The 19,385-nt window shown below is 51.5% G+C and carries 19 protein-coding genes; 6 read left to right on the top strand and 13 right to left on the bottom strand.

What is annotated here, in order from left to right:
- Positions 1 to 5: 5 nt before the first annotated feature.
- The 3 genes from ACM6IT_RS22160 (at position 6) to ACM6IT_RS22150 (ending at position 4,789) form a co-directional block, all read left to right on the top strand.
- Entirely contained in the window at positions 6 to 3,116 is a 3,111-nt protein-coding gene (locus tag ACM6IT_RS22160) for a type I restriction endonuclease subunit R (protein WP_414918693.1), read from the top strand.
- Positions 3,106 to 3,834 carry a M48 family metallopeptidase gene (locus ACM6IT_RS22155; protein ID WP_414918692.1) on the top strand — a complete coding sequence of 243 codons (729 nt, stop codon included), beginning with the start codon at positions 3,106 to 3,108 and terminating at the stop codon, positions 3,832 to 3,834. The genes ACM6IT_RS22160 and ACM6IT_RS22155 overlap by 11 nt, the downstream gene beginning before the upstream one ends.
- Before the next feature lie 169 nt (positions 3,835 to 4,003).
- Positions 4,004 to 4,789, top strand: a complete 786-nt coding sequence (locus ACM6IT_RS22150) for a cold-shock protein (protein ID WP_414918691.1) — start codon at positions 4,004 to 4,006, stop codon at positions 4,787 to 4,789.
- Between the two features lie 262 nt (positions 4,790 to 5,051).
- On the opposite strand, the gene ACM6IT_RS22145 is transcribed toward ACM6IT_RS22150, so the two are convergent.
- From ACM6IT_RS22145 to ACM6IT_RS22130, 4 genes are all read right to left on the bottom strand, one after another.
- Positions 5,052 to 5,444: an antitoxin Xre-like helix-turn-helix domain-containing protein gene (locus ACM6IT_RS22145; RefSeq protein WP_414918747.1), complete on the bottom strand. Its 393-nt coding sequence runs from the start codon at positions 5,442 to 5,444 to the stop codon at positions 5,052 to 5,054.
- A 423-nt stretch (positions 5,445 to 5,867) separates the two neighbouring features.
- Entirely contained in the window at positions 5,868 to 7,229 is a 1,362-nt protein-coding gene (locus ACM6IT_RS22140; protein WP_414918690.1) for an amidase, read from the bottom strand.
- A gap of 110 nt (positions 7,230 to 7,339) precedes the next feature.
- Positions 7,340 to 8,554 (bottom strand): hypothetical protein, encoded by a 1,215-nt coding sequence (locus ACM6IT_RS22135; protein ID WP_414918689.1) that lies wholly within the window; start codon positions 8,552 to 8,554, stop codon positions 7,340 to 7,342.
- A gap of 12 nt (positions 8,555 to 8,566) precedes the next feature.
- Complete coding sequence (locus ACM6IT_RS22130; RefSeq protein ID WP_414918688.1) at positions 8,567 to 9,466, bottom strand: nitrilase family protein; 900 nt, start codon at positions 9,464 to 9,466, stop codon at positions 8,567 to 8,569.
- 292 nt (positions 9,467 to 9,758) lie between these two features.
- Here ACM6IT_RS22130 and ACM6IT_RS22125 point away from each other — a divergent pair, with 292 nt between their 5' ends.
- Complete coding sequence (locus ACM6IT_RS22125; protein ID WP_414918687.1) at positions 9,759 to 10,790, top strand: LacI family DNA-binding transcriptional regulator; 1,032 nt, start codon at positions 9,759 to 9,761, stop codon at positions 10,788 to 10,790.
- A 416-nt stretch (positions 10,791 to 11,206) separates the two neighbouring features.
- Here the strand turns inward: ACM6IT_RS22125 and ACM6IT_RS22120 are convergent, their stop codons facing one another.
- The 5 genes from ACM6IT_RS22120 to ACM6IT_RS22100 form a co-directional block, all read right to left on the bottom strand.
- Positions 11,207 to 11,572 carry a histone-like nucleoid-structuring protein, MvaT/MvaU family gene (locus tag ACM6IT_RS22120; protein WP_414918686.1) on the bottom strand — a complete coding sequence of 122 codons (366 nt, stop codon included), beginning with the start codon at positions 11,570 to 11,572 and terminating at the stop codon, positions 11,207 to 11,209.
- Between the two features lie 31 nt (positions 11,573 to 11,603).
- Positions 11,604 to 12,452 (bottom strand): DUF4435 domain-containing protein, encoded by an 849-nt coding sequence (locus ACM6IT_RS22115; RefSeq protein WP_414918685.1) that lies wholly within the window; start codon positions 12,450 to 12,452, stop codon positions 11,604 to 11,606.
- Complete coding sequence (locus ACM6IT_RS22110) at positions 12,442 to 13,764, bottom strand: AAA family ATPase (protein ID WP_414918684.1); 1,323 nt, start codon at positions 13,762 to 13,764, stop codon at positions 12,442 to 12,444. The genes ACM6IT_RS22115 and ACM6IT_RS22110 overlap by 11 nt, the downstream gene beginning before the upstream one ends.
- A 265-nt stretch (positions 13,765 to 14,029) precedes the next feature.
- Positions 14,030 to 15,310, bottom strand: a complete 1,281-nt coding sequence (gene umuC, locus ACM6IT_RS22105) for a translesion error-prone DNA polymerase V subunit UmuC (RefSeq protein WP_414918746.1) — start codon at positions 15,308 to 15,310, stop codon at positions 14,030 to 14,032.
- Positions 15,297 to 15,731, bottom strand: a complete 435-nt coding sequence (locus ACM6IT_RS22100; RefSeq protein ID WP_414918683.1) for a LexA family protein — start codon at positions 15,729 to 15,731, stop codon at positions 15,297 to 15,299. Before ACM6IT_RS22100 ends, umuC begins: the two co-directional genes overlap by 14 nt.
- A gap of 324 nt (positions 15,732 to 16,055) precedes the next feature.
- Between ACM6IT_RS22100 and ACM6IT_RS22095 the strand changes: the two genes are divergently transcribed.
- Positions 16,056 to 16,355: a hypothetical protein gene (locus tag ACM6IT_RS22095; protein WP_414918682.1), complete on the top strand. Its 300-nt coding sequence runs from the start codon at positions 16,056 to 16,058 to the stop codon at positions 16,353 to 16,355.
- Between the two features lie 109 nt (positions 16,356 to 16,464).
- Here ACM6IT_RS22095 and ACM6IT_RS22090 read toward each other — a convergent pair whose 3' ends face one another.
- From ACM6IT_RS22090 to ACM6IT_RS22075, 4 genes are read right to left on the bottom strand one after another with little or no spacing between them, the layout of a single operon-like run.
- Positions 16,465 to 16,821, bottom strand: a complete 357-nt coding sequence (locus ACM6IT_RS22090; RefSeq protein ID WP_414918681.1) for a hypothetical protein — start codon at positions 16,819 to 16,821, stop codon at positions 16,465 to 16,467.
- A 48-nt stretch (positions 16,822 to 16,869) separates the two neighbouring features.
- Positions 16,870 to 17,274, bottom strand: a complete 405-nt coding sequence (locus ACM6IT_RS22085) for a DUF6957 family protein (protein ID WP_414918680.1) — start codon at positions 17,272 to 17,274, stop codon at positions 16,870 to 16,872.
- A 40-nt stretch (positions 17,275 to 17,314) separates the two neighbouring features.
- Positions 17,315 to 18,043, bottom strand: a complete 729-nt coding sequence (locus ACM6IT_RS22080; protein ID WP_414918679.1) for a metallophosphoesterase family protein — start codon at positions 18,041 to 18,043, stop codon at positions 17,315 to 17,317.
- Positions 18,044 to 18,066: 23 nt separating this feature from the next.
- A complete protein-coding gene (locus ACM6IT_RS22075; protein WP_414918678.1) occupies positions 18,067 to 18,531 on the bottom strand; it encodes a hypothetical protein in 465 nt (154 codons plus the stop codon).
- A 458-nt stretch (positions 18,532 to 18,989) separates the two neighbouring features.
- On the opposite strand from ACM6IT_RS22075, the gene ACM6IT_RS22070 reads away from it, so the two are divergent.
- Entirely contained in the window at positions 18,990 to 19,385 is a 396-nt protein-coding gene (locus ACM6IT_RS22070; RefSeq protein ID WP_414918677.1) for a sigma-70 family RNA polymerase sigma factor, read from the top strand.

Raw genomic sequence — 19,385 nt, 5'->3', positions numbered from 1 at the left:
GACTGATGAGCAGCGTCGGGCAGATCGAACGCAAGACCCAAGACCGCGTGGTTGCGCTGTTCCAGCACACCCTCGGCTACGAGTATCTGGGTGACTGGGCGGATCGCGCCGGCAACGCCAACATCGAGCAAGAGCTGCTGCGCAGCTGGTTGACCGAGCAAGATGTAGACGCCGCGCTGATTCCCCGCGCCTTGTTCGAGCTGACCAAGGTTGCCGCCGATGCCAGCAAAAGCCTGTATGACCGTAACAAAGCTGTGTATGAGTTGCTGCGCTATGGGGTACGAGTTAAGAGCGAGGTAGGCGAGAACACCCAGACCGTATGGTTCATCGATTGGAAAAACGCCGAGAACAACCACTTCGCGCTAGCCGAGGAAGTGACGGTTAAGGGTGCAGATGCCAAGGCCAGCACCAAGCGCCCGGATGTAGTGCTGTACATCAACGGTATTGCCCTGGCCGTGCTGGAATTGAAGCGCTCACGGGTAGCAGTCAATGAAGGTATTCGCCAGAACCTGGATAACCAAAAACCTGAGTTCATCCAGCCGTTCTTTTCCACCATGCAGTTGGTGATGGCGGGCAACGATACCCAAGGCATGCGCTACGGCACCATCCAGACCGGGGAGAAGTATTTTCTGACCTGGAAGGAAGACAGCCCGGTCGAGAACCTGCTGGATCGTCACTTGCAACAGGTGTGCAGCAAGCGCCGCTTGCTGGAGCTTATGCATGACTACGTAGCGTACGACAGCGGGGTGAAAAAGCTCTGCCGGCAGAATCAGTATTTTGGTGTGCGTGCCGCGCAGGATTACTTGCGCCGCCGTGAGGGCGGGATCATCTGGCACACGCAAGGCAGTGGTAAGTCACTGACCATGGTCTGGCTGGCCAAGTGGATTCGTGAAAACATCCAGGACTCTCGGGTACTGATCATCACCGACCGTACCGAACTGGACGAGCAAATCGAGAAGGTCTTTACCGGGGTCAATGAGCAAATTTACCGCAGCCAGAGCGGCGCTGACCTGATCGCCAAGCTGAACCAGCCGGCACCCTGGCTGTTGTGTTCACTGGTGCATAAGTTCGGCAGCCGCGAAGAAGACGATTCGGATAACCCGGATATCAAAGGCTTCCTTGAGGAGCTGCGTAAGAACCTGCCGCCTGATTTTCGCGCCAAGGGCGATATCTATGTGTTCGTCGATGAGTGCCACCGCACCCAGTCTGGCGAACTGCACAAAGCCATGAAAACGATTCTGCCCAATGCGCTGTTTGTTGGCTTCACCGGCACACCGCTGCTCAAGGCGGACAAACTAAAGAGCATCGAGGTGTTTGGAAGCTACATCCACACCTACAAGTTTGACGAGGCCGTTAAAGATGGCGTGGTACTGGACTTGCGCTACGAAGCACGCGACATCGACCAGAACATCACTTCGCAGAAAAAGATCGACCAGTGGTTTGAGGCCAAAACCAAGGGCCTGAATGACTTGGCTAAGGCCCAGCTGAAGCAGCGCTGGGGAAGTATGCAAAAGGTGCTGTCGAGCCAGTCGCGACTGGAAAAAATCGTCGCCGACATCATGCTCGACTTAGCCACCCGTGACCGCCTGGCCAATGGCCGGGGTAATGCCATGCTGGTCACCAGCAGCATCTTCGAGGCCTGCAAATGCTATGAGCTATTCGCCAAGGCCGGCATGGCCGATACCTGCGCCATAGTCACCAGCTACAAGCCATCACCAGCCGACATTAAGGGCGAGGCTACCGGTGAAGGGCTGACCGAGAAGCTGCGCAAATACAACATCTACAATCAGATGCTGAATGGCAAAGATCCGGAAGTGTTCGAGAAAGATGCCAAGAAGAAGTTCATCAAGGAACCAGGGCAGATGCGCCTGCTCATTGTGGTCGATAAGCTGCTGACTGGTTTTGATGCGCCTTCAGCCACCTACCTGTATATCGACAAACAAATGCGCGACCACGGCCTGTTTCAGGCCATCTGCCGGGTCAACCGCCTCGACGGTGAAGACAAGCAATACGGATACATCGTCGACTACAAAGATCTGTTCAAACAGCTAGAAAACTCCATCGGCGACTACACCAGCGGCGCTCTGGATGGCTTCGATAAAGCCGATGTTGCTGGCCTGCTGGAAGACCGTCTCGGTAACGCCCGCGATGACCTTGAGGATGCGCGGGAGACCATCAAGGCGCTATGCGAGCCAGTTGATCGGCCACGAGATACGCCGGCTTACCTGCGTTATTTCTGCGGATCTGAATCGGGCAATGCCGAACAGCTCAAGGCCAACGAGCCGCGCCGGTTGAATCTGTACAAGATGACCTCTGCTTTGATCCGCTGCTTTGCCAGCGTGGCCAATGAGCTTGAAGAGGCAGGCTACAGCGTCAAGCAAATTGCCGAGATCAAAGACGAGGTCGATCACTACAACAAAGTGCGTGACGAGGTGAAGATTGCCAGCGGCGACTACATCGACCTCAAGGCATATGAGCCTGACATGCGCTTTTTGATCGACACCTACATCCGTGCTGAAGAGAGCGAAAAAATCTCGGCGTTCGATGATATGTCGCTGATTCAGCTTATCGTCGAGCGCGGCGTTGATGCGGTAGAGGCCTTGCCCAAGGGCATTCGCGGCAGTCAGGAGGCTGTGGCAGAAACCATCGAGAACAACGTGCGCAAGCTGATCATCGATGAATCACCAATCAACCCGAAGTATTACGAGACCATGTCGTCCTTGTTGGATGCCTTGATTGCCAAACGCAAAGAAGACGCCATCAGCTATCAGGAGTATTTGCAGGAAGTTGTTGAGCTGGCCATACAGGCCAAGAACCCCAGCAGCAACAATAGCTATCCCTCGACCATGAACACCGGGGCGCGCCAGGCGCTGTTCGACAACTTGGATAAAAATGCCGGGTTGGCGTTGGCAGTCGATAACGCGGTAATGGCTAACCGTCAGGATGATTGGCGCAACAACGCCTTCAAGGTACGCAAGGTGCGCCTGGCGCTTAAAGAGGTGCTTGATGCAGCCAGCCACGACGCGGCGGAACTTGCTGGCGAGTACCACTCAGGCTCTGCCCAAAAGGCCTTGGATAAACTACTAGAACTGGTAACGAGCCAACGTGACTACTGACAACCACAACATCACGGTCAGCGGCCTGAGCGTTGAAGTGGTGCGCAAGAACATCAAAAACTTGCACCTGGGCGTTTATCCGCCCTTGGGTCGGGTGCGCGTGGCGGCACCATTGGCCGTCAGCGACGATGCTGTGCGCTTGGCGGTGGTTGGTAAACTCGGCTGGATCAAACGCCAGCGCGCCAAGTTTCAAGCTCAGCCTCGACAGTCCCAGCGGCGCATGGTCAGTGGTGAAAGCCACTACTTTATGGGGCGGCGTTATCGCCTGCGTATAGTCGAAGGCAGCACACCAATGCGAGTCGCGTTACGGGGGAATGCCGCGATGGATTTGTTCGTGCGCCCAGAGACCAGTACTGATCGGCGTGAAGAACTGCTGCAAGCCTTCTACCGGGCCGAGCTGAAAAAACTAATCCCCACGCTGCTAGATAAATGGCAGCCGATCTTGGGGGTTGAGGCGAACGCTTGGGGCATCAAGAAGATGAAAACTAAGTGGGGCACCTGCAACATCGCCGCCCGCCGCGTCTGGCTCAACCTGGAATTGGCCAAAAAGCCGATCCAGTGCCTGGAATACATTCTCGTCCACGAACTGCTACACCTAATCGAACGCCACCACAACGACCACTTTCGCGGCCTGATGGATAAGTACTTACCGCAATGGCAGGCGCATCGAGATGAGTTGAATAGGTCGTTGTTGGCTGAAGAACGCTGGGATTATTAAAATCAGCTGCCTTTCCGCCCTCTGAATCTGACACTGCAGCTCTTAGCGTAGACAGGCCTCGGAAAGTAGGACAACCCTTTGTCGAGCATTGGCGCAAGCCTCCGCTTAAACGCGTAAACGTAACGCCGCCTGCCATACCACTGGAGGAGGCTTGATCACGGGGAACACAGTGAAAATCGATTTCGGAAGAGTTGAAAGATACATTGAAGATAGAGGCTTCGGATTTGTCTCTCATACCTTCATTGGGTCGCCTTCTAGGGAGGTGTTTTTTCACATAAAGAGTGTAAAACGAACCCGCCCAGAGTTAGCTCAGGCACTAAACAGCCATAATTCACATGAACCTCTGTATTTTTGGTATGAATTTGAAATATCAGAGAAAGGCCAAAAAGTTATCGCGATTCTAGACCCGACAAAAATGAGGCAAAATCACCCTGATAACGCATCAAAATTTATAGAAACTATCGAGAAATCCTGGCTGAATGCGGAGATATCGCTACCAGAAACGATCAGAAAAGCAACTCTTGATCTGTTGTCGCTAGATGAGGCTCGTCAATTAGAAGCAAGAAGGTATATTTTAGAGGAAGAGAAAAAGAAAGAGCACGAAGAACTGCGAAGAGCTGAAACTACTAGGCTTCAAGAGATAGCAGATCAGATGAGGGTCAATGTAAAAGCGGAAGAAGAGGAGTTTCGCCAACTTGTTACAGAGTTGTTAGTGCTAGGGTTCACCCAGAGCAAGCAGGTGTCCGCATATATTGTCCGCCAAAAGCTTGGATACAAGTACCAACATATTTCCGGAGTCTTACAGATGGGGATGGGTGGCGATGTGTGGAACTTCAATGGTGGGTTTCCGCCGAGAATCTATGCAAGGTTGTGCTACGAGCTGGGGTTAGGAAACCAAGGCTCAGGGGCAAGGCCGCTTTCATTCACAGCCTACAAAGACATCAATGAGCGCTAATCTCCTTTAGCTCAAAATCCAAGCGCCACAACCGTGACCATCAAGTGTTGGCTGAAGAACGCTGGGATTATTAAAATCTACCTGCCTTTCCGCCCACCTGAACCTAACACTTCAGCTTTTAGCTTAGTCAGGCCTTGCTGAGGTAGGACGTAGCCATGCTTTGAGAGATCTCGCAGCACGTGACGTCAGCCGGGCGTAGGCCTGAAAGAGCGATAGCAAAATGAGCTTCAGCTATCCTGTCCAGTAGACAGCCTGATGAATCTCAAACAAGCACTCCCATCTCCAGTCGACCGATAAGATCGAGCACGGCTTTTGTTTCCACCCTCGTCCTCACCATGTCCAGTGGACGCCTCGAACCAAGCCCTCGAACCGGCGAGTTTATCCATTCTAATGCAGCGGCGACATTGTTTTCGAACAGGGAAAGGGCTTCCTCAAAGACAGCTATCAGTGCTACCAAGCGGTCGCTTTCTAGGGGGTTGAACCGTCCTGCTTTCGCTCTACGCGCAAGCGTTGTGGTGGATAAGCAAATAGCCTTAGCGATATCCCCTGGAGGCACCTGCAGAAGACTCGCTATCCGGTCGAGGAAAACGAAAGACAGTCCTTCGCGAACTAGGTCATGAAGCCTGCTACCCCGTGACGGCAGCCCGAGGGTCATCCAAATACTCGGTGGGATCTGGGGCCCTGGTTGGTATTCCTTGATCGATGACTGCACTTTCACCTCCATCTGAAAACCTACCACCAAGCCGGGCCAGGTGGCCCGAACCAGCGACATCTCCATTGCCCACTGCTTAGGCCTATTAGACACGGGACAATGTAATTTCGATGGGTAGCCGGGCCTCGTGGCTCGAAGGAGCGCGCTTCTCATTGATGTCACAGCACCTGCAATTAAACTAGCAAAAAAAATGGAGGCCGAAGCCTCCCAAGTATCGCCGACACATCAAAAAGCCTTAAAAGCCACGAACTTTTTTAAGGGCTGTCGACATCCTCTTACGCTATCGGATAGGCCCCAATTTCGACCGTTCCAACGTTCTTTCAGTTGTGGTCAAAAAGGAGAAAAATGTACGCTCAACTAGGTGAGCTAATGAGTGAACAATTTAGTAGCGATCTCGAGTAAAAATTCATCTTTCCCGAGCGGGGCAATCAGTTGAAGCCCTATTGGCAGCCCCTCCACCAATCCGCAAGGAATGCTGATCGCTGGAAGCCCTAACAAATTCCAAGGACTGGTTAAGCTCAGGAGCGCGTCTCGAACATGAACACTGCTTCCACCAATCTCAAGTGCTCGCTCATATAGTTTTGGAGCTAGAATTGGAACCGTCGGCATGACCAACAGATCAAATTCCTTGAATATTTTTAACATCGACTGTTGAAGCGTCTGCCGAATATGCATCGCTTGAACATACTCCCAGCCTTTCACGCTTTGCGCCGCCAGCAGGCGCTCTAGAACTTCTATCTGGTACAGCTCTGAGTGATACAGTACTCGCTCCGAGTGAACTTCATATGCCTCGCTCTTTTGGATCAATCCAAATGCGCGGCGAAGTTCTCCAGCCAGCTTTGAAACATCACTGGCGCCGGAGATACTTCCACCAGATAGTGCATCTGCGCACTGAAATACACTGTCTATAACTAAAGGATCAGTCAGCGTGAACGTTTCTGGAGAGACCCAGCCCAGCTTGAGTTCTTCTGGTTCTACATAGATATCCGAATCTAAGGTTTTTTTCTCTGGCGAAATCTCTCTTAGCACCAGGGCAACATCTTCTACGCTGTTCGCCAAAATCCCTACATGATCCAAGGTCTTCGAAAGTGGGAAGACGCCTTCTGTAGAAATCCTGCCAATACTCGGTTTGAAACCGACTACGCCAGTGAGCGCCGCTGGTATCCGTATTGAACCACCCGTGTCAGTTCCAATAGCAATTGGCACAATTCCAGATGCTACTGCAACGGCACTTCCGCAACTTGAGCCACCAGCCATGCGAGAAGTATCCCACGGATTGAGCGTAGGGCCTTGAGCTGCGCAGTCTCCGGTCGGGCCAAAGGCAAACTCATGGGTGGTTGTTTTACCCAGGATGACCGCCCCGGCAGATTTCAGGAGTTGCACACACTTTGCATCATGCTCTGGAACATACCCTTTGTAATGTGCTGACCCCATTGTTGTTGGAATCTGCGCAGTAAAAATGTTGTCCTTAACTGCGACGGGTATCCCATGGAGTGTCCCTCGATCAATACCCTCTGCCAGCTCTCTATCTGCCATTGAGGCTGCCTCATAAGCCATATCTGTAGCCACAAAGGTAAAAGCATTAACGAGAGGATTAATTAACTCATATGCTTCGAGGCTTTTGCGCACCAACTCCACTGAAGTGAGCTCACCTATTCGCAGACGCCTCCCCAGTTCTTGCAGAGAGACTCCCGAATAAAAACCTAACAACGGAGGATTCATTTTCATTTTACTTCCGACCAAACGAGAACCATTAATCACGAACCAGCCGCACACATCGATGTGTATTTCAACAGCGACTGGTTCGCACCTCAATATAATTAATGAGTAGGACTGGTCTAATGTGTGGCCACACCAGGCAACATGCCGATAACTGGCAAAACCACCAATGTGCAAATCGCCATTGATATCACGTTGCCAAGGTATGGATGAAAGCTCTTTGGCAGACGGTCAGAGATGGCAGCGGCTAGCGGTGGCCCAATCAGCGCGCCTAACAACGCACTGATGGCAATCACTACCGGCGTACCACCATAGGTCAGTATTGCGGCAGGTGTCACAGAGACCACCGGTATATAGGTCGGATACCAACCTCTTACCATCCATTGTCTGCGCCACAGCAGTACACCAATAGCGGAGGCCAGTACTTGCCCCACCAATACCTGTGCAGCAAGACCAGTGCCATACACTGGACTCAGCGGGTTCAAGCTGATGGCAAACAGCAGACCTAAGATCAAGCCGATACTGGCCAGTTCGTTGCCCACGAATGGTGACTCAGTGAAATCAGCAAGAATTCGCCTGACCGTCCAGCTCGGGCCGTACACAAGGGGAGTGGTGGCTCCAGGGCTGGGCGCCTCCACCGGCGCCAGCTTATTACGTACCAATGCTGGAACCAGGCGACAAATTACGAATGCCACCGCACTGCCTAGCGCCATTGCACTGACGTTGCCGATGATGCTTGGCAGCTTTAGAGGGTTGCAAACGTAATTCACCAGAACCAGCGCTATTGGAGTCACCAGAAGTGCTCCCATCACGGCACCCACTATCGCGACTTTCCATCCCCTCCCGAACATCAGCACCATGGCAGCTGGTAACGATACGAAGGTCACAAAAGTGGGCTGCCACGCGCTGCTTTGCACGATTGTCCAGCTCCAAAGGAGATTGCTCAGAATCAAGCCCAGAGACGAGCTAAACAATATCCAAGGCAATAACCCAGTTCCATAGGAAACAGAGAAACCTTGCCAGCGCGCCCCTCGTTTGCACGCCCAGTGCGCTAGCAAAGCGCCGAGCAGCATTCCTATCGAAGCGAACTCGTGCTTATAGAACGTCGCCTCACTCATATCACCCAAGAACCATCGCAACCACGCGAGCGGCTCTGGCAGGCTTTTCATGAGCTCAACAAATCCCGGCCATTGCGACGTAGTCGAAGCGCCTATTAATGTGGCCAGATGACCAACTCCAGCCACTATAAGCACTAGCGCAGCAGCAGCGATTGCATTCAATACGATGGAAACTTCAGAAGACTTGAGTTTGCTGGCCGCAGTTGAGTTTTCCATGTTGGCAGGCCCTCAACGTGGAAAAGCGCTGTGGCCGGTATAACCCAGCATGGAATCGTAGAGGTCAGTCCGACGGTCACGCGGCAGATCATTGAGACTGTTCCAGATCGGTGCGCTGCGAGCGGAGACTAAATCAATGTCAGCACACACGATGGTCTCCCCCTCTGACGGCGCGACCTCGCCAATCGGCCATCCGTTGGTTCCGGCAATTAGCGAACAGCCCAGGAACCGCTCACCACGATCAGTCCCCACTCTGTTGGCCGCAGCAATGAAAACGTTGTTCACATGGGCGGCAGTCATCGTCAGGTACGAGGCCATGCATTTGCCGGTCTCGTCGAACAGGGGCGGTGGAGTCCATACCCAATTGTTAACACTGCAGATGATGTCGGCGCCCTGCTGAGCCAAAATCCGGGGCACCTCTGGGAACCAGATATCCCAGCAAATTAACAGACCAATTCTCCCGATAGGGGTGTCAAACACCGGGAAGCCCAAGTTTCCAGGGGTAAACCAGAGCTTCTCCAAATTCCACAAGTGGGCCTTGCGGTACTTGCCAATAAAGCCTTCAGGCCCCAACAGAACTGCCGTGTCGAACAATTGCATTCCATCTCGCTCGGCAACACCAGCGACTAGATAAACGTCGTGTTTCTTCGCGAAGTCCATCCAGACCTGGACGCTAGGGCCATTCGGCACACCTTCCGCATGCTCGAAAGCTTCCTGCCGACTGGTAAAGAGATAGCCCGTGTTTGCAAGCTCCGGCAACACAATGAGGTTCGCACCACCTTCGACTGCCTGTAGCGCCATGCTCAGGCCGTGCCTCAAGTTGCGCTCACGGTTTTCCATGCCGACCTGAGGATCGAACTGCACCACAGCCACTCGAACCGGACTCACTCTCTCTTTCGTACTTTCGTTCATCGCTGAAACCTCGTCTTATTGTTTTAACCCAAACGTTTGGGTTTAGCGACGGATCGCTACCCAAACGTTTGGGTAGGCAAACTATGCTCTCAAATTTAGGAAAGTCAATATGGTAGGATTGGCCATTCGTCGGCGCAGAATGGAGCCTAAAAGATGATTTTTTCTGGAAAAAGCGCCGAAACTCGTCAGATGTGTTCAATATTTGTTGCGAAGCCCGCACACTCAGACGTTTGACAATCTCGGGCTTTCGCACCCTATTGGCTGAAATAATCGTATTGGTGAGAAGGAATGTATGAGCACACCAGGAAAACCGATCACACTGAGAGCACTCTCGCAGCAGCTCGGCGTTTCTGTCTCTACCGTTTCCCGCGTCTTGAATGGCTCGCAAGATGACGCCGCTTTGGCGGCATCCCCTGAGACAGTGCTGCGAATTAGGAAACTGGCTGCCGAGCTGCAATATCGCCCAAACCCACACGCTACCAGCCTGAAAACACAACGTAGTCAGGCAGTCGGCGTACTCGTACCGAGGCTGTCCGACCTTGTACTGGCAACGATCTACGAGGGCATTGACGAAGCTGCCTATAAGAATCGGGTCTTCACTTTCGTTTCCAATACCCAGGACTCACCAGCCATCCAGCGAGAGCTGGGTGAAATGGCGCTGGCACGCCGAGTCGATGGACTCATCATTGGTGATGCCCATGTAGACTCGGCCAATGAGTTCCTAGAGGACATCGCAGGACGAGGCATACCGTTTGTACTGGTTAGCCGTCGCGCTGGCGATTACTGCTCTGTCACCTGCGATGACTACCGGGGTGGGGCTCTAGCAGCTGAGCACTTCATTTCTCAAGGGCATACGCAACTCGCAGTGATTGCAGGGGAGTCCTTTGCCAGTACCGGCGTAGAGCGTGCAGCGGGCTTTGTTGGTTATTGTCGAACTGTTGGCATCGATATCTCATCTGACTGGATTGTCCCAAGCCATTTTGATACCGCCGCAGGTTATGAAGCTGGGATGAAGCTTCTCTCGCGATCAATACGCCCTACTGCCGTATTCGCCGTAAATGACTTCATCGCGATTGGCGTCATGGGTGCGGCGCGTGCGCTCGGCCTAACACCTGGGCACGACATAGCAATTGTGGGCTTCAACGATACCCCTCTGGCTGCGCAGCTTCCGATTCCACTCAGCAGCATTCGGTCGCCGATGCATGAAATGGGGTATCGAGCTATGGAATTGCTACTTCAAAAAATCAAAGGAAGGACGGTTAGCTCAATCAGGCTCGAGCCCGAACTTGTCGCCAGAGACAGTTCACTTCTACAGCTGAATTAACTTTATGAACTAACGCGGTGGATAGCATAAATTTTCGGGCATCAAGATGATGTTGGGCCTCGCTTACATAGACTCTTGCAGATCGGCTCCTAGTTCACAGCCGCAATCATGATGTGCCCATGCTGAGCGGTGAGCCGGATGGACTGGAGGTCATCCTCAAGCTGGCAGAAAATGGTGTAGGTACAGCGCTAATGCCGCAGACAGCGCCCCATCTGGAATGGCCTGCGGGTGTTCGAGCGCTCGGCCTCAGAGAGCACACCTTCCACAGTGATATCGGACTTGTGAATAGCTCTCGACTGACCCTTACCGGCGCGGATTCCTGCCCAGCTCACAAGTGTTCAATTAATGATCGGTTCTGAAAAAATTCCGGGCAATAAAAAGGGCCCTCGAAGGGCCCTTTTGTACTCAAACCAAAATCACTTGGTCAGCCAAGATTCAACGGTCGCGGAGCCGTGTTCTGCTTTCCATTCTTTCAACGTTTTGTGATTGCCGCCTTTGGTTTCGACGACTTCACCAGTGTTCGGATTTTTGTAGATCTTCACCTGGCGTGGCTTACGGCTGCCGGCCTTGGACTCGACGGCTGGAGCTCGACGACCGGACTTCGGATCAAGCAGGTTGATCACGTTCGGCAGGCTGTAGCCGTACTCGGCAAGCAGAGCGCGCAGCTTGGTTTCAAATTCGATTTCTTTCTTGAGGCCAGCGTCGCCTTTCAGGGCTTCGAGAGCTTCAAGCTGTTCGGCAAGGTGTTTTTCGAGTTGGCGGAATTCAGCGAGTTTGGACATGAAACACATCCTCCAATTAAATAAAATTTAATTATCTAGGTGAATAAATATACGGACTACCAAGACCGCGATCTTGGTGCCACTGAACTACTTCAGTAAAAATTTTAGATCTGGCAAAGTCTTCATCATTCAAAGACTGGCGCAAGATAGGCTCAATAGCTGGAATGCCAACTGATCGACCGTCACCAAACAACGATTTAAGCCCCCCGCAAAGAATGTCAATAGCGTCATGTCCTCGAATATAATACCAATCGCTGACTGAAGGAAGATCTCGGATTTTCTCACGAAGAATTTCAGCATTTGGAGCAACACCTAGCTGCACTGCTCTTTCTAACGCCGACTCCTCATCATAACTCCAATCTTCTTTGAAAAACTGCAGCGGCTTAAACTTTTTGAGACATACCTTTTCATTTAAGTTATTGACCGCCCGGATTTTCCCAAACAACAGTGATCGCTGAATCACCGCCTCAACTATCGATACCCCACCGCGCTCAAACCTTACAACCGCTTCTGCATTACCATATTCAGCCAACACACACGCAACGCTATTAGCCCTCAACATAACACCTTCAAGATCTCGGGGCTCGGTTGAAATAATATTTTCCGGCAACCGATACTCCGTCAGCCAGTCATAATCATTATCTACAATACCTAAAAGCTTTATTTCTGCGAGCCTTCTATCAGCATTGATTCTCTGCATTGTAGAAATAACTTTATATTTTCCTGTTGAGTCGACTAAGCAAATACCTGACTTTAAGCGCGACCTGAAAAACTTAACATCCGAGATACCCTCAAGCAACCAAAAAATTGTTTCGGGATCGGCTGCCAATGTCATCAGGACTTCTGAAATAATATCGCCGGGTTCTCTTTCAGTAATCATCACTATCTCCGATTTCGTCCAGCGATTCCATCAGATGATGGTTGTCGCCCACGATGAACGGAGAGTGCGTTGCGATAAGTGTTTCAAACCCAACTACTTTTGCTATTCTTGACAAATCACCAATAAAACTGCGCTGCCACTTAACATGCAACGAAATCTCAGGCTCATCTATTAACAGTAGGCAATTTTCCGGCGTCTTAAACAACAACTCATAATTAATAACAATTTCATGTTGCTCACCCGAGGAGAGGGATGTCAAAGGAATCTCTGATCCGGCCTCATCAACAACTGACAACCCTTTTTCTTTACTGATCATTAAGTGCTTGTGCTTGAATTTCTCCCTTAATAACTCAAGCAGAATATAGCAACGCTCAGCCAACTCACTAAACGCATCCAACTTCTTCTCGCTATCTTGCACAAATAAACTTATCGTCTCCAACTTACCTCGAGACAGCGCCCTCACATCCGATGGAAATGCTGGCCCATCAAAAGTAGCCAACAGCCCCATAGAACTCAACCAAGCTTGATAACTCTCTAAGTGTTTAAGGCGAGTTTCAACAACATTAGACTCTAGTGCGTCGTGCTGCCCCATAATAAGGCGATGAGGGAACGACTGATCGAGTTTTTGAGACCGTTTTGCATACTCAGAACTAACCTGCTCAATTTTTTCCAACATATCAGCTGCACAACTTTCAACATTTAACTCTCGCCGCCCTTCATCACGCCGCGCAAGACGATTAGTGTCGATCATCTTAACATTTACTGCTTTCCTGATCTTATCAAAAAAAGCAGATCTGGTTCTTTTTTTCTTGTGACGTGGCGGAAGGTATTTTTCTGCCACGTCCCATATATCAACAGCCTTACCAGTAGATTCATCGACCCAAAGACCACGTTGAATTTTTTTCAACCATGGTTGATTATCAGCTACTGCCTCAGCAACCTTATACAATTCCGGATCAACTGGAAGCACCGTCTCTACATGTCCATTGGCACCTTTAAAAAAGGAAATCTCCAAAGGGCCAATTAGGCCGTTATTAGAACGAGATAATAACTTATTATCGTCTAGAGACCTGGCAATTGAGATTTTAGTATCATCACTTAGCCCAACATGCATTGTGCGAAATGGAATACCTGATAATGCATCCATATCCCAATCAAATAAATACTTCAAACTCTTTAAAACTGCTGTTTTCCCGACACCATTAGCACCATGAATTATGGTAATCCCCTCATCCTTAAGAGTTACCTTATGGTTATATATTCCGTAGAGTTTTGAAATGTAAATTTCTTTGATGCGCAAAGGTGTGCTCATGACTATTCCCTTAGCAATTTTTCCTGATCATGGCATATGGACACCGAGAGGGCTACTACAGGTAGCGTCAAAATGAGGCATTCGTGATGGGTCAGATGAAAATCCAATTGAGTTGAGCTAGACAGACACCTAAAAAACCATGTGCGTAACTGCAATTTTAGGAAAAAACAGGATGCATCCTTTGCTATTTTGACTGCTTGAAATGAGATCTGCCTAGTCCGATGCCTATCTAGAATGCTATGCAATGCAAATCGCGTATCTCAATTCACTTGCAGAAGACCGTCCAAAGCTGATCTACCCTCGTCGTGAAACTCTGACTCATCATCTCCCGGCGCATTCCCCAATCGGGATTGGTTGGCACACTCGCTAAGCGCAATGTTCCCCTACCCCATCGCTCATTAATGGAGTCCAGCACGCTCATGACCTTTTCAGTAGCGACCGGTTGTGAGATGGAAAAAAGGTCATCGGTGTACTCACCTTTCTGGCATAGGCTGAGCAAGAGCACCTCTGCTTTGCTGTACTTGAACCCTGGTCGGAACGCACAATCAACAGCCTCCACCGCCGCCTTCGTCATCAATCGCACATCATCAGTTGGGTAAGGCAATTCAACCAGCACACCATTGGCGTACTTTGCTTCCTCTGGATTGAACATGCCGGTGCGGACACTGACCCTGATTTTCTTGCACAACGATTGCTGCGCACGGAGCTTTTCGGTGGCTCGCATCATGTAGGAAGCGACCGCCTCCTTGATTGGTGCGATCTCGGTGAGGCGTTTGCCAAACATGCGAGAACAGCAAATTTCCTGCTTGGGCGGATCAGGCTCATCAAGCTCAAGGCATGGCGTACCCGCCAACTCACGCGAAGTCTTTTCGATGACCACATTGAATCTTTTGCGAAGCATCCAGGGGTCGGTTTTGGAGAGATCCCACGCGGACTTGATGCCCATGCCTTCCAAGTGAAGAGTCATCTTCCGACCTACACCCCAGACATCTGAGACCGAGCATTTCTTAAGCACCCAGTCGCGCTTAACCTGGTCACGTAGATCAATGACACCGCCACTCTGCGCCTGCCATTTTTTGGCTGCGTGATTTGCGAGTTTGCTCAAGGTTTTGGTACCGGCAATACCGACGCCGACCGGAATACCGGTGCTTCGATACACCTGTGCCCGAATCCGACGCCCTAGCGCTTCAAGATCACCCGGTACACCTGCTAAATCCGCGAAGGCCTCATCGATGCTGTACACCTCGACAGCAGGCACCAACGACTCGATGACGCTCATCACACGTTCGCTCATGTCACCGTATAACGCATAGTTCGAGGAGAACGCGACGATGCCGTGCTGCTTGAGTTTGTGCTTGATCTGAAAGTAAGGCTCGCCCATTTTCACGAACGGTTTGCTGTCTGCGCTACGTGCAATCACGCAGCCGTCGTTGTTCGACAACACCACGATGGGTGTCTTGGCCAGGTCAGGGCGGAACACCCGCTCACAGCTCGCGTAGAAGCTGTTGCAGTCGATCAGCGCGAAGACAGGCTCAGGCTTTTGGATCATGAGCACGCACGCTGAATGTCACCACCCCCCAGATAATCAGCTCATCGCCTTCGAGGATGTATCGCGGCGGATAACCTACGTTTTCGGACATGAGAATGATGTTAGGCCCACGCTTGCACAGGCGCTTGCAGACCGGCTCGCAATTCACCGCCGCAATCACGATGTGCCCATGCTCAGCGGTAATCGAGCGATCCACCACGGCCATGTCTCCATCAAAGATGCCCGCACCTTCCATGCTGTGGCCTTCAATGCGCACCAAGTAGATATGTGGTGCTCGGATGTCCAGAAGCTCGTCGATGGAGATGTGCTGCTCGAGATGATCTGCCGCTGGTGACGGAAAGCCCGCAGGGACTTTGAACGAGTAAAACGGGAGCTGGACTCCCCCTTCTGCCAGTGGCCCGAGGATGGTGACGCTCATGAGACATGCCTTAACCAAGCTGTATATACATACAGTTAACGTTGAAGCGTGCTTGCGGTCAATCTTGGGTGATAAAAATTGCGACCAATGGGTTCGCTTGGGCAACATCGGGAGGTCGGCCAGGCGATCATGAGTACCGAACCATGAGCGTTTTTTTGTCCCAACGCCGCCATGAAATAGGTCGCTTCTTCGCGAAGCGGCTAGCTGTTCAAGAAGGGATGAGTCCAATCAGAAAGGGGCTTTAGTAATCTTCCAGTTAGCGTCCGGCAATATTGTGTGCGCATGTTAGCCTCCTCTCAGATGCCAACTTCGTGAGAGCCCATCTTGAGAACCAGCAGCGCACCTAAGGATTTCGATGCACTGATCAGCGCACCGAAGTTTTCGGACGACCCTATCGGGCACCGGCAAAAGAAGCGGTGGCAACTGATCGCTAGCGACATCTACAAAAGCACCTCCATCGAGGCATTGCTCGAGGCAAGGGGCAAAGCTGAAGGCTACGTCCATGGCTTAGTGGATGCCGGGCACCTGTCCACAAGGGATACCGACCGGGATTATTTGATTCTCTGCATCGTTCAAAGGCGGCGCGATTTTTTGCAGAGATTGCTGGACGAGTTCGGCTACTGAGCCAGGTACCACTCTCGTGAAAACAGCCCACGGATGAGAAGAGTCACGGGATGGAGCCGACCAAGTTAAGAGCTCAGAATTGCGGTTTCGGAGCTCTTTAATTGACGCATCAGATGCGCTCGCCAGTGCGCAGAAACCTCAGAAAACTCTGCCGTCCAACATCTCGCATGAAGCTGCCGATGACGTAGTTGCCGTCTTGCGTTTCAAGCAGCCAGAAACGCCCTTCCTTCCGTACGGTGTGAATTTTTCCTGTGCGAAGGATGGTGCCATCTGCTTTGCGATATCCCTCGTGTTTCTCTGCGTGGTCAAAAGAAACACCTGCGCAAGTATCCTCAACGATGAAAGCATCACTGATGAAAGCGGTGATAGGCACGGAGTATTTTCGATGGCTCGCTCGCACCAAGCGACTCAGCTGAAAGTCACTCACATCCTTACCGTATAGCTCCACTTCAATTTCTTCTGGCATCCGGCAGAGCCTCCAAAACGATTCAATATGTGGTTATGACGTCACAGGTTACCCGGTGGACATCGAAAACGCGGCATCCACGGTTGCTTCTTTCTTTTGCCCTCCTCCTAAAAGCAGGTACACGGTATTTTTGGTTTCAAACATGCAACCGTAAATGAAAGAAACTCCGAAATTGCTGCGCACCCACATCTTGGGTTGAAAGCGGCCCCTGCTGTCCAAGACAACTTCGCGAGCGAACAAGGTCGCGGGTAGCAGTCCAAGCCTCGTCAGTTTGTCCTTTTCATCAGGCTTCACGGTGAGGTCAATCAAAATCCATTGCCGCACGACGCAGAACGCTTTACCTGGGAACACCTTTGAGGCCAAGAAAATCAAGTCCTGCTGAGAGCCCTGCCAGCCGGCCAATCCATCCCCAGCTCCGTAGAGAAGCCGGGAGATTTCTTCTAACGTTGCCATCTCCGTTCCTCAAATTTACTGAGTGGTGGGAAATCGCCATTCAAACCTCGATAATTAAATCGGGATCGAAGCCGGTGTTCTGGCCTGGATAACCGCGCGGATTTGAGACCACGCGGCATCCATTTTTGGTGAAGCTTGCAGCCACATGAGTGTGGCCATACACCCACAGATCAGCCTTCCCCAACAGATCCGACCAGTTGTTCGCATAGGACGCCGCCAAGTGGCCCTCAACGTCTTCAGAAAGATTGTCCGGCGTTGGCGCATGATGGGTGATCACCACGGTTTTGCCGTCGAAGGGCGTGCCTAATTCCTGAGCCAACCAATTGTAGGCCGTCTTTGATTTGGCGATCAGATCAGCCGGATGCAGACGTCGATAGCTCGCGGCAGCTCTGATCACACGGAAATCACTCATCCACTCCCGCGCTGTACGGGCTGCTGCCTCAACATCTCCAGTCGAGGTGAAATCCGTCCACCCCGTGGTAACTAGAAAACGAGTTTGATCTACGATCAGTGCTTCATTCTCCAGCACATGCACATGGGGTAACGCCGCCTCTTTCATCTTGCGCAACGTGTGATCAATGTGGCCACCGTAGTGCTCGTGATTTCCGCACACGTAGATTACTGGGCACTGGAATGTATCGTTTGCCCACTTCACTCCTCGTGATTTCAAATCGATGTCACCCGCGAGAATGACTACGTCCGCATCGCTTGAGGCGGAATCGAATCGAGCAAATTCAAGGTGCAGATCTGAATAGATTTGAAGCTTCATCGGAGCCACCGTGTAGTTCAGTGCTACGCACATCCCTGAGCTGCTGGATGAGCAGCCTGCATATCCTCGTAGATCATGCGAATGTCGATGACTGAACGAGCGTCGAGAATATCTGCAGCACTGCTGTAAACAGCTCCGCTCGCAACTTTGTGAAGCAATAAGACGCGCTTACCGTTTTGGTCGTATCCGACGAACAGGCTAATTAGCTTTTCCATACGTACTGAATTGCTTCCGTTCAGTCGAGGTGAGGTCACGACCTGAACCTCCTCCACTGAGAATGTTGAATCTTGTGCCTCGAGCACATCGGACAGCATGGACACGTTCGCTGGCATCACCTTCTTGGTGCGGTGCTTGCTCCCTTCATAGAAGCGGACGGTTACGTAATAAAAAGGATCCACAGATTCAAACTGCACCATTCTCCAAGCAGTACGGTTAGGGCCATGAGAGCCTTGGCCGCTGTCCAAATCAAACTCATGAGTAATAAACATTTCGCGACTTTTTCCTCGTTGTGCGGTGCTGTAGCTCGAAATACAACGGGCCGGTAACCCATCCGAAGATAGGAGGTCTCACGCTGACTCCTAGTGGCAAGGTGTTGGCGCACGAGCAAGACACAAGACCGTTGTCAGCCCGACCTGCGCAGGTTCGGAAGCAACGTACTTCAGCGATTTAGCCTATAAATTGACAAACCGGCGCTACACCGCTGATATCAAAGGGAGCCGTAATCTGCCCCTCAGCTCATGTATGGTGCGGTCGTAGTCATCATACCGGAAATCCTCAATCGCGCACTATATTGCATGGATAGGAATTGATCAATGTGGCCTTATCCTTCCCTTTGCGGGAAGCACTCATGCCTTCGCGATCAACGCTGGCAGCAATCCTACGCTCGACTAGGACAGCTCGCGGTCTGTCTCAAGAGCAACTAGGCGGCGCAGTGGAAGCCCGGCACTTGCACAATGTTGAGCACGCGAAATCCAACATCACACTGGATATGCTCGAGCGCATCAGCGCACGACTGGATGTCGATCCCATTGCTTTGTTGGCGATGGCATCCAGTTACGAGCGTCGAGAATCTCTCGCTGCGTTCATTACCCATCTGCAGACAGAGATGAAAAAGCTTGAAGCCTTGGGGGTGCTCTCCAGCTTACCGAGCCATTTTGAAGGCGATAATCTAATAACTGGTAGATCCGGCAAGCGACCGATACCTACCGAGAGAATTCAAGCTGTGCTTGCCTGCAAAGCCGAAGGCATGACGCAAAAGCAGACATCTTTGAAACTCGGGATGGCTGCTTCAACCGTCCATAAAATCTGGCATTCAGACGCTGAGTCCGCCGTTAGTCATTGA

The organism is Pseudomonas sp. IT-P4, from assembly GCF_949767755.1.
Lineage (GTDB): Bacteria > Pseudomonadota > Gammaproteobacteria > Pseudomonadales > Pseudomonadaceae > Aquipseudomonas > Aquipseudomonas monachiensis.
The sequence above is the reverse complement of the archived record's forward strand: the minus strand, read 5'-3'. Positions and strand labels throughout refer to the sequence as shown.

Bases quoted from the DNA above. Each gene is read 5' to 3' on its own strand.
- ACM6IT_RS22160 (WP_414918693.1), top strand. From the start codon at position 6: ATGAGCAGCGTCGGGCAGATCGAACGCAAGACCCAAGACCGCGTGGTT.
- ACM6IT_RS22145 (WP_414918747.1), bottom strand. From the start codon at position 5,444: ATGACCCTCGGGCTGCCGTCACGGGGTAGCAGGCTTCATGACCTAGTT.
- ACM6IT_RS22140 (WP_414918690.1), bottom strand. From the start codon at position 7,229: ATGAAAATGAATCCTCCGTTGTTAGGTTTTTATTCGGGAGTCTCTCTG.
- ACM6IT_RS22135 (WP_414918689.1), bottom strand. From the start codon at position 8,554: ATGGAAAACTCAACTGCGGCCAGCAAACTCAAGTCTTCTGAAGTTTCC.
- ACM6IT_RS22130 (WP_414918688.1), bottom strand. From the start codon at position 9,466: ATGAACGAAAGTACGAAAGAGAGAGTGAGTCCGGTTCGAGTGGCTGTG.
- ACM6IT_RS22125 (WP_414918687.1), top strand. From the start codon at position 9,759: ATGAGCACACCAGGAAAACCGATCACACTGAGAGCACTCTCGCAGCAG.
- ACM6IT_RS22120 (WP_414918686.1), bottom strand. From the start codon at position 11,572: ATGTCCAAACTCGCTGAATTCCGCCAACTCGAAAAACACCTTGCCGAA.
- ACM6IT_RS22115 (WP_414918685.1), bottom strand. From the start codon at position 12,452: ATGATTACTGAAAGAGAACCCGGCGATATTATTTCAGAAGTCCTGATG.
- ACM6IT_RS22110 (WP_414918684.1), bottom strand. From the start codon at position 13,764: ATGAGCACACCTTTGCGCATCAAAGAAATTTACATTTCAAAACTCTAC.
- ACM6IT_RS22100 (WP_414918683.1), bottom strand. From the start codon at position 15,731: ATGAGCGTCACCATCCTCGGGCCACTGGCAGAAGGGGGAGTCCAGCTC.
- ACM6IT_RS22090 (WP_414918681.1), bottom strand. From the start codon at position 16,821: ATGCCAGAAGAAATTGAAGTGGAGCTATACGGTAAGGATGTGAGTGAC.
- ACM6IT_RS22085 (WP_414918680.1), bottom strand. From the start codon at position 17,274: ATGGCAACGTTAGAAGAAATCTCCCGGCTTCTCTACGGAGCTGGGGAT.
- ACM6IT_RS22080 (WP_414918679.1), bottom strand. From the start codon at position 18,043: ATGAAGCTTCAAATCTATTCAGATCTGCACCTTGAATTTGCTCGATTC.
- ACM6IT_RS22075 (WP_414918678.1), bottom strand. From the start codon at position 18,531: ATGTTTATTACTCATGAGTTTGATTTGGACAGCGGCCAAGGCTCTCAT.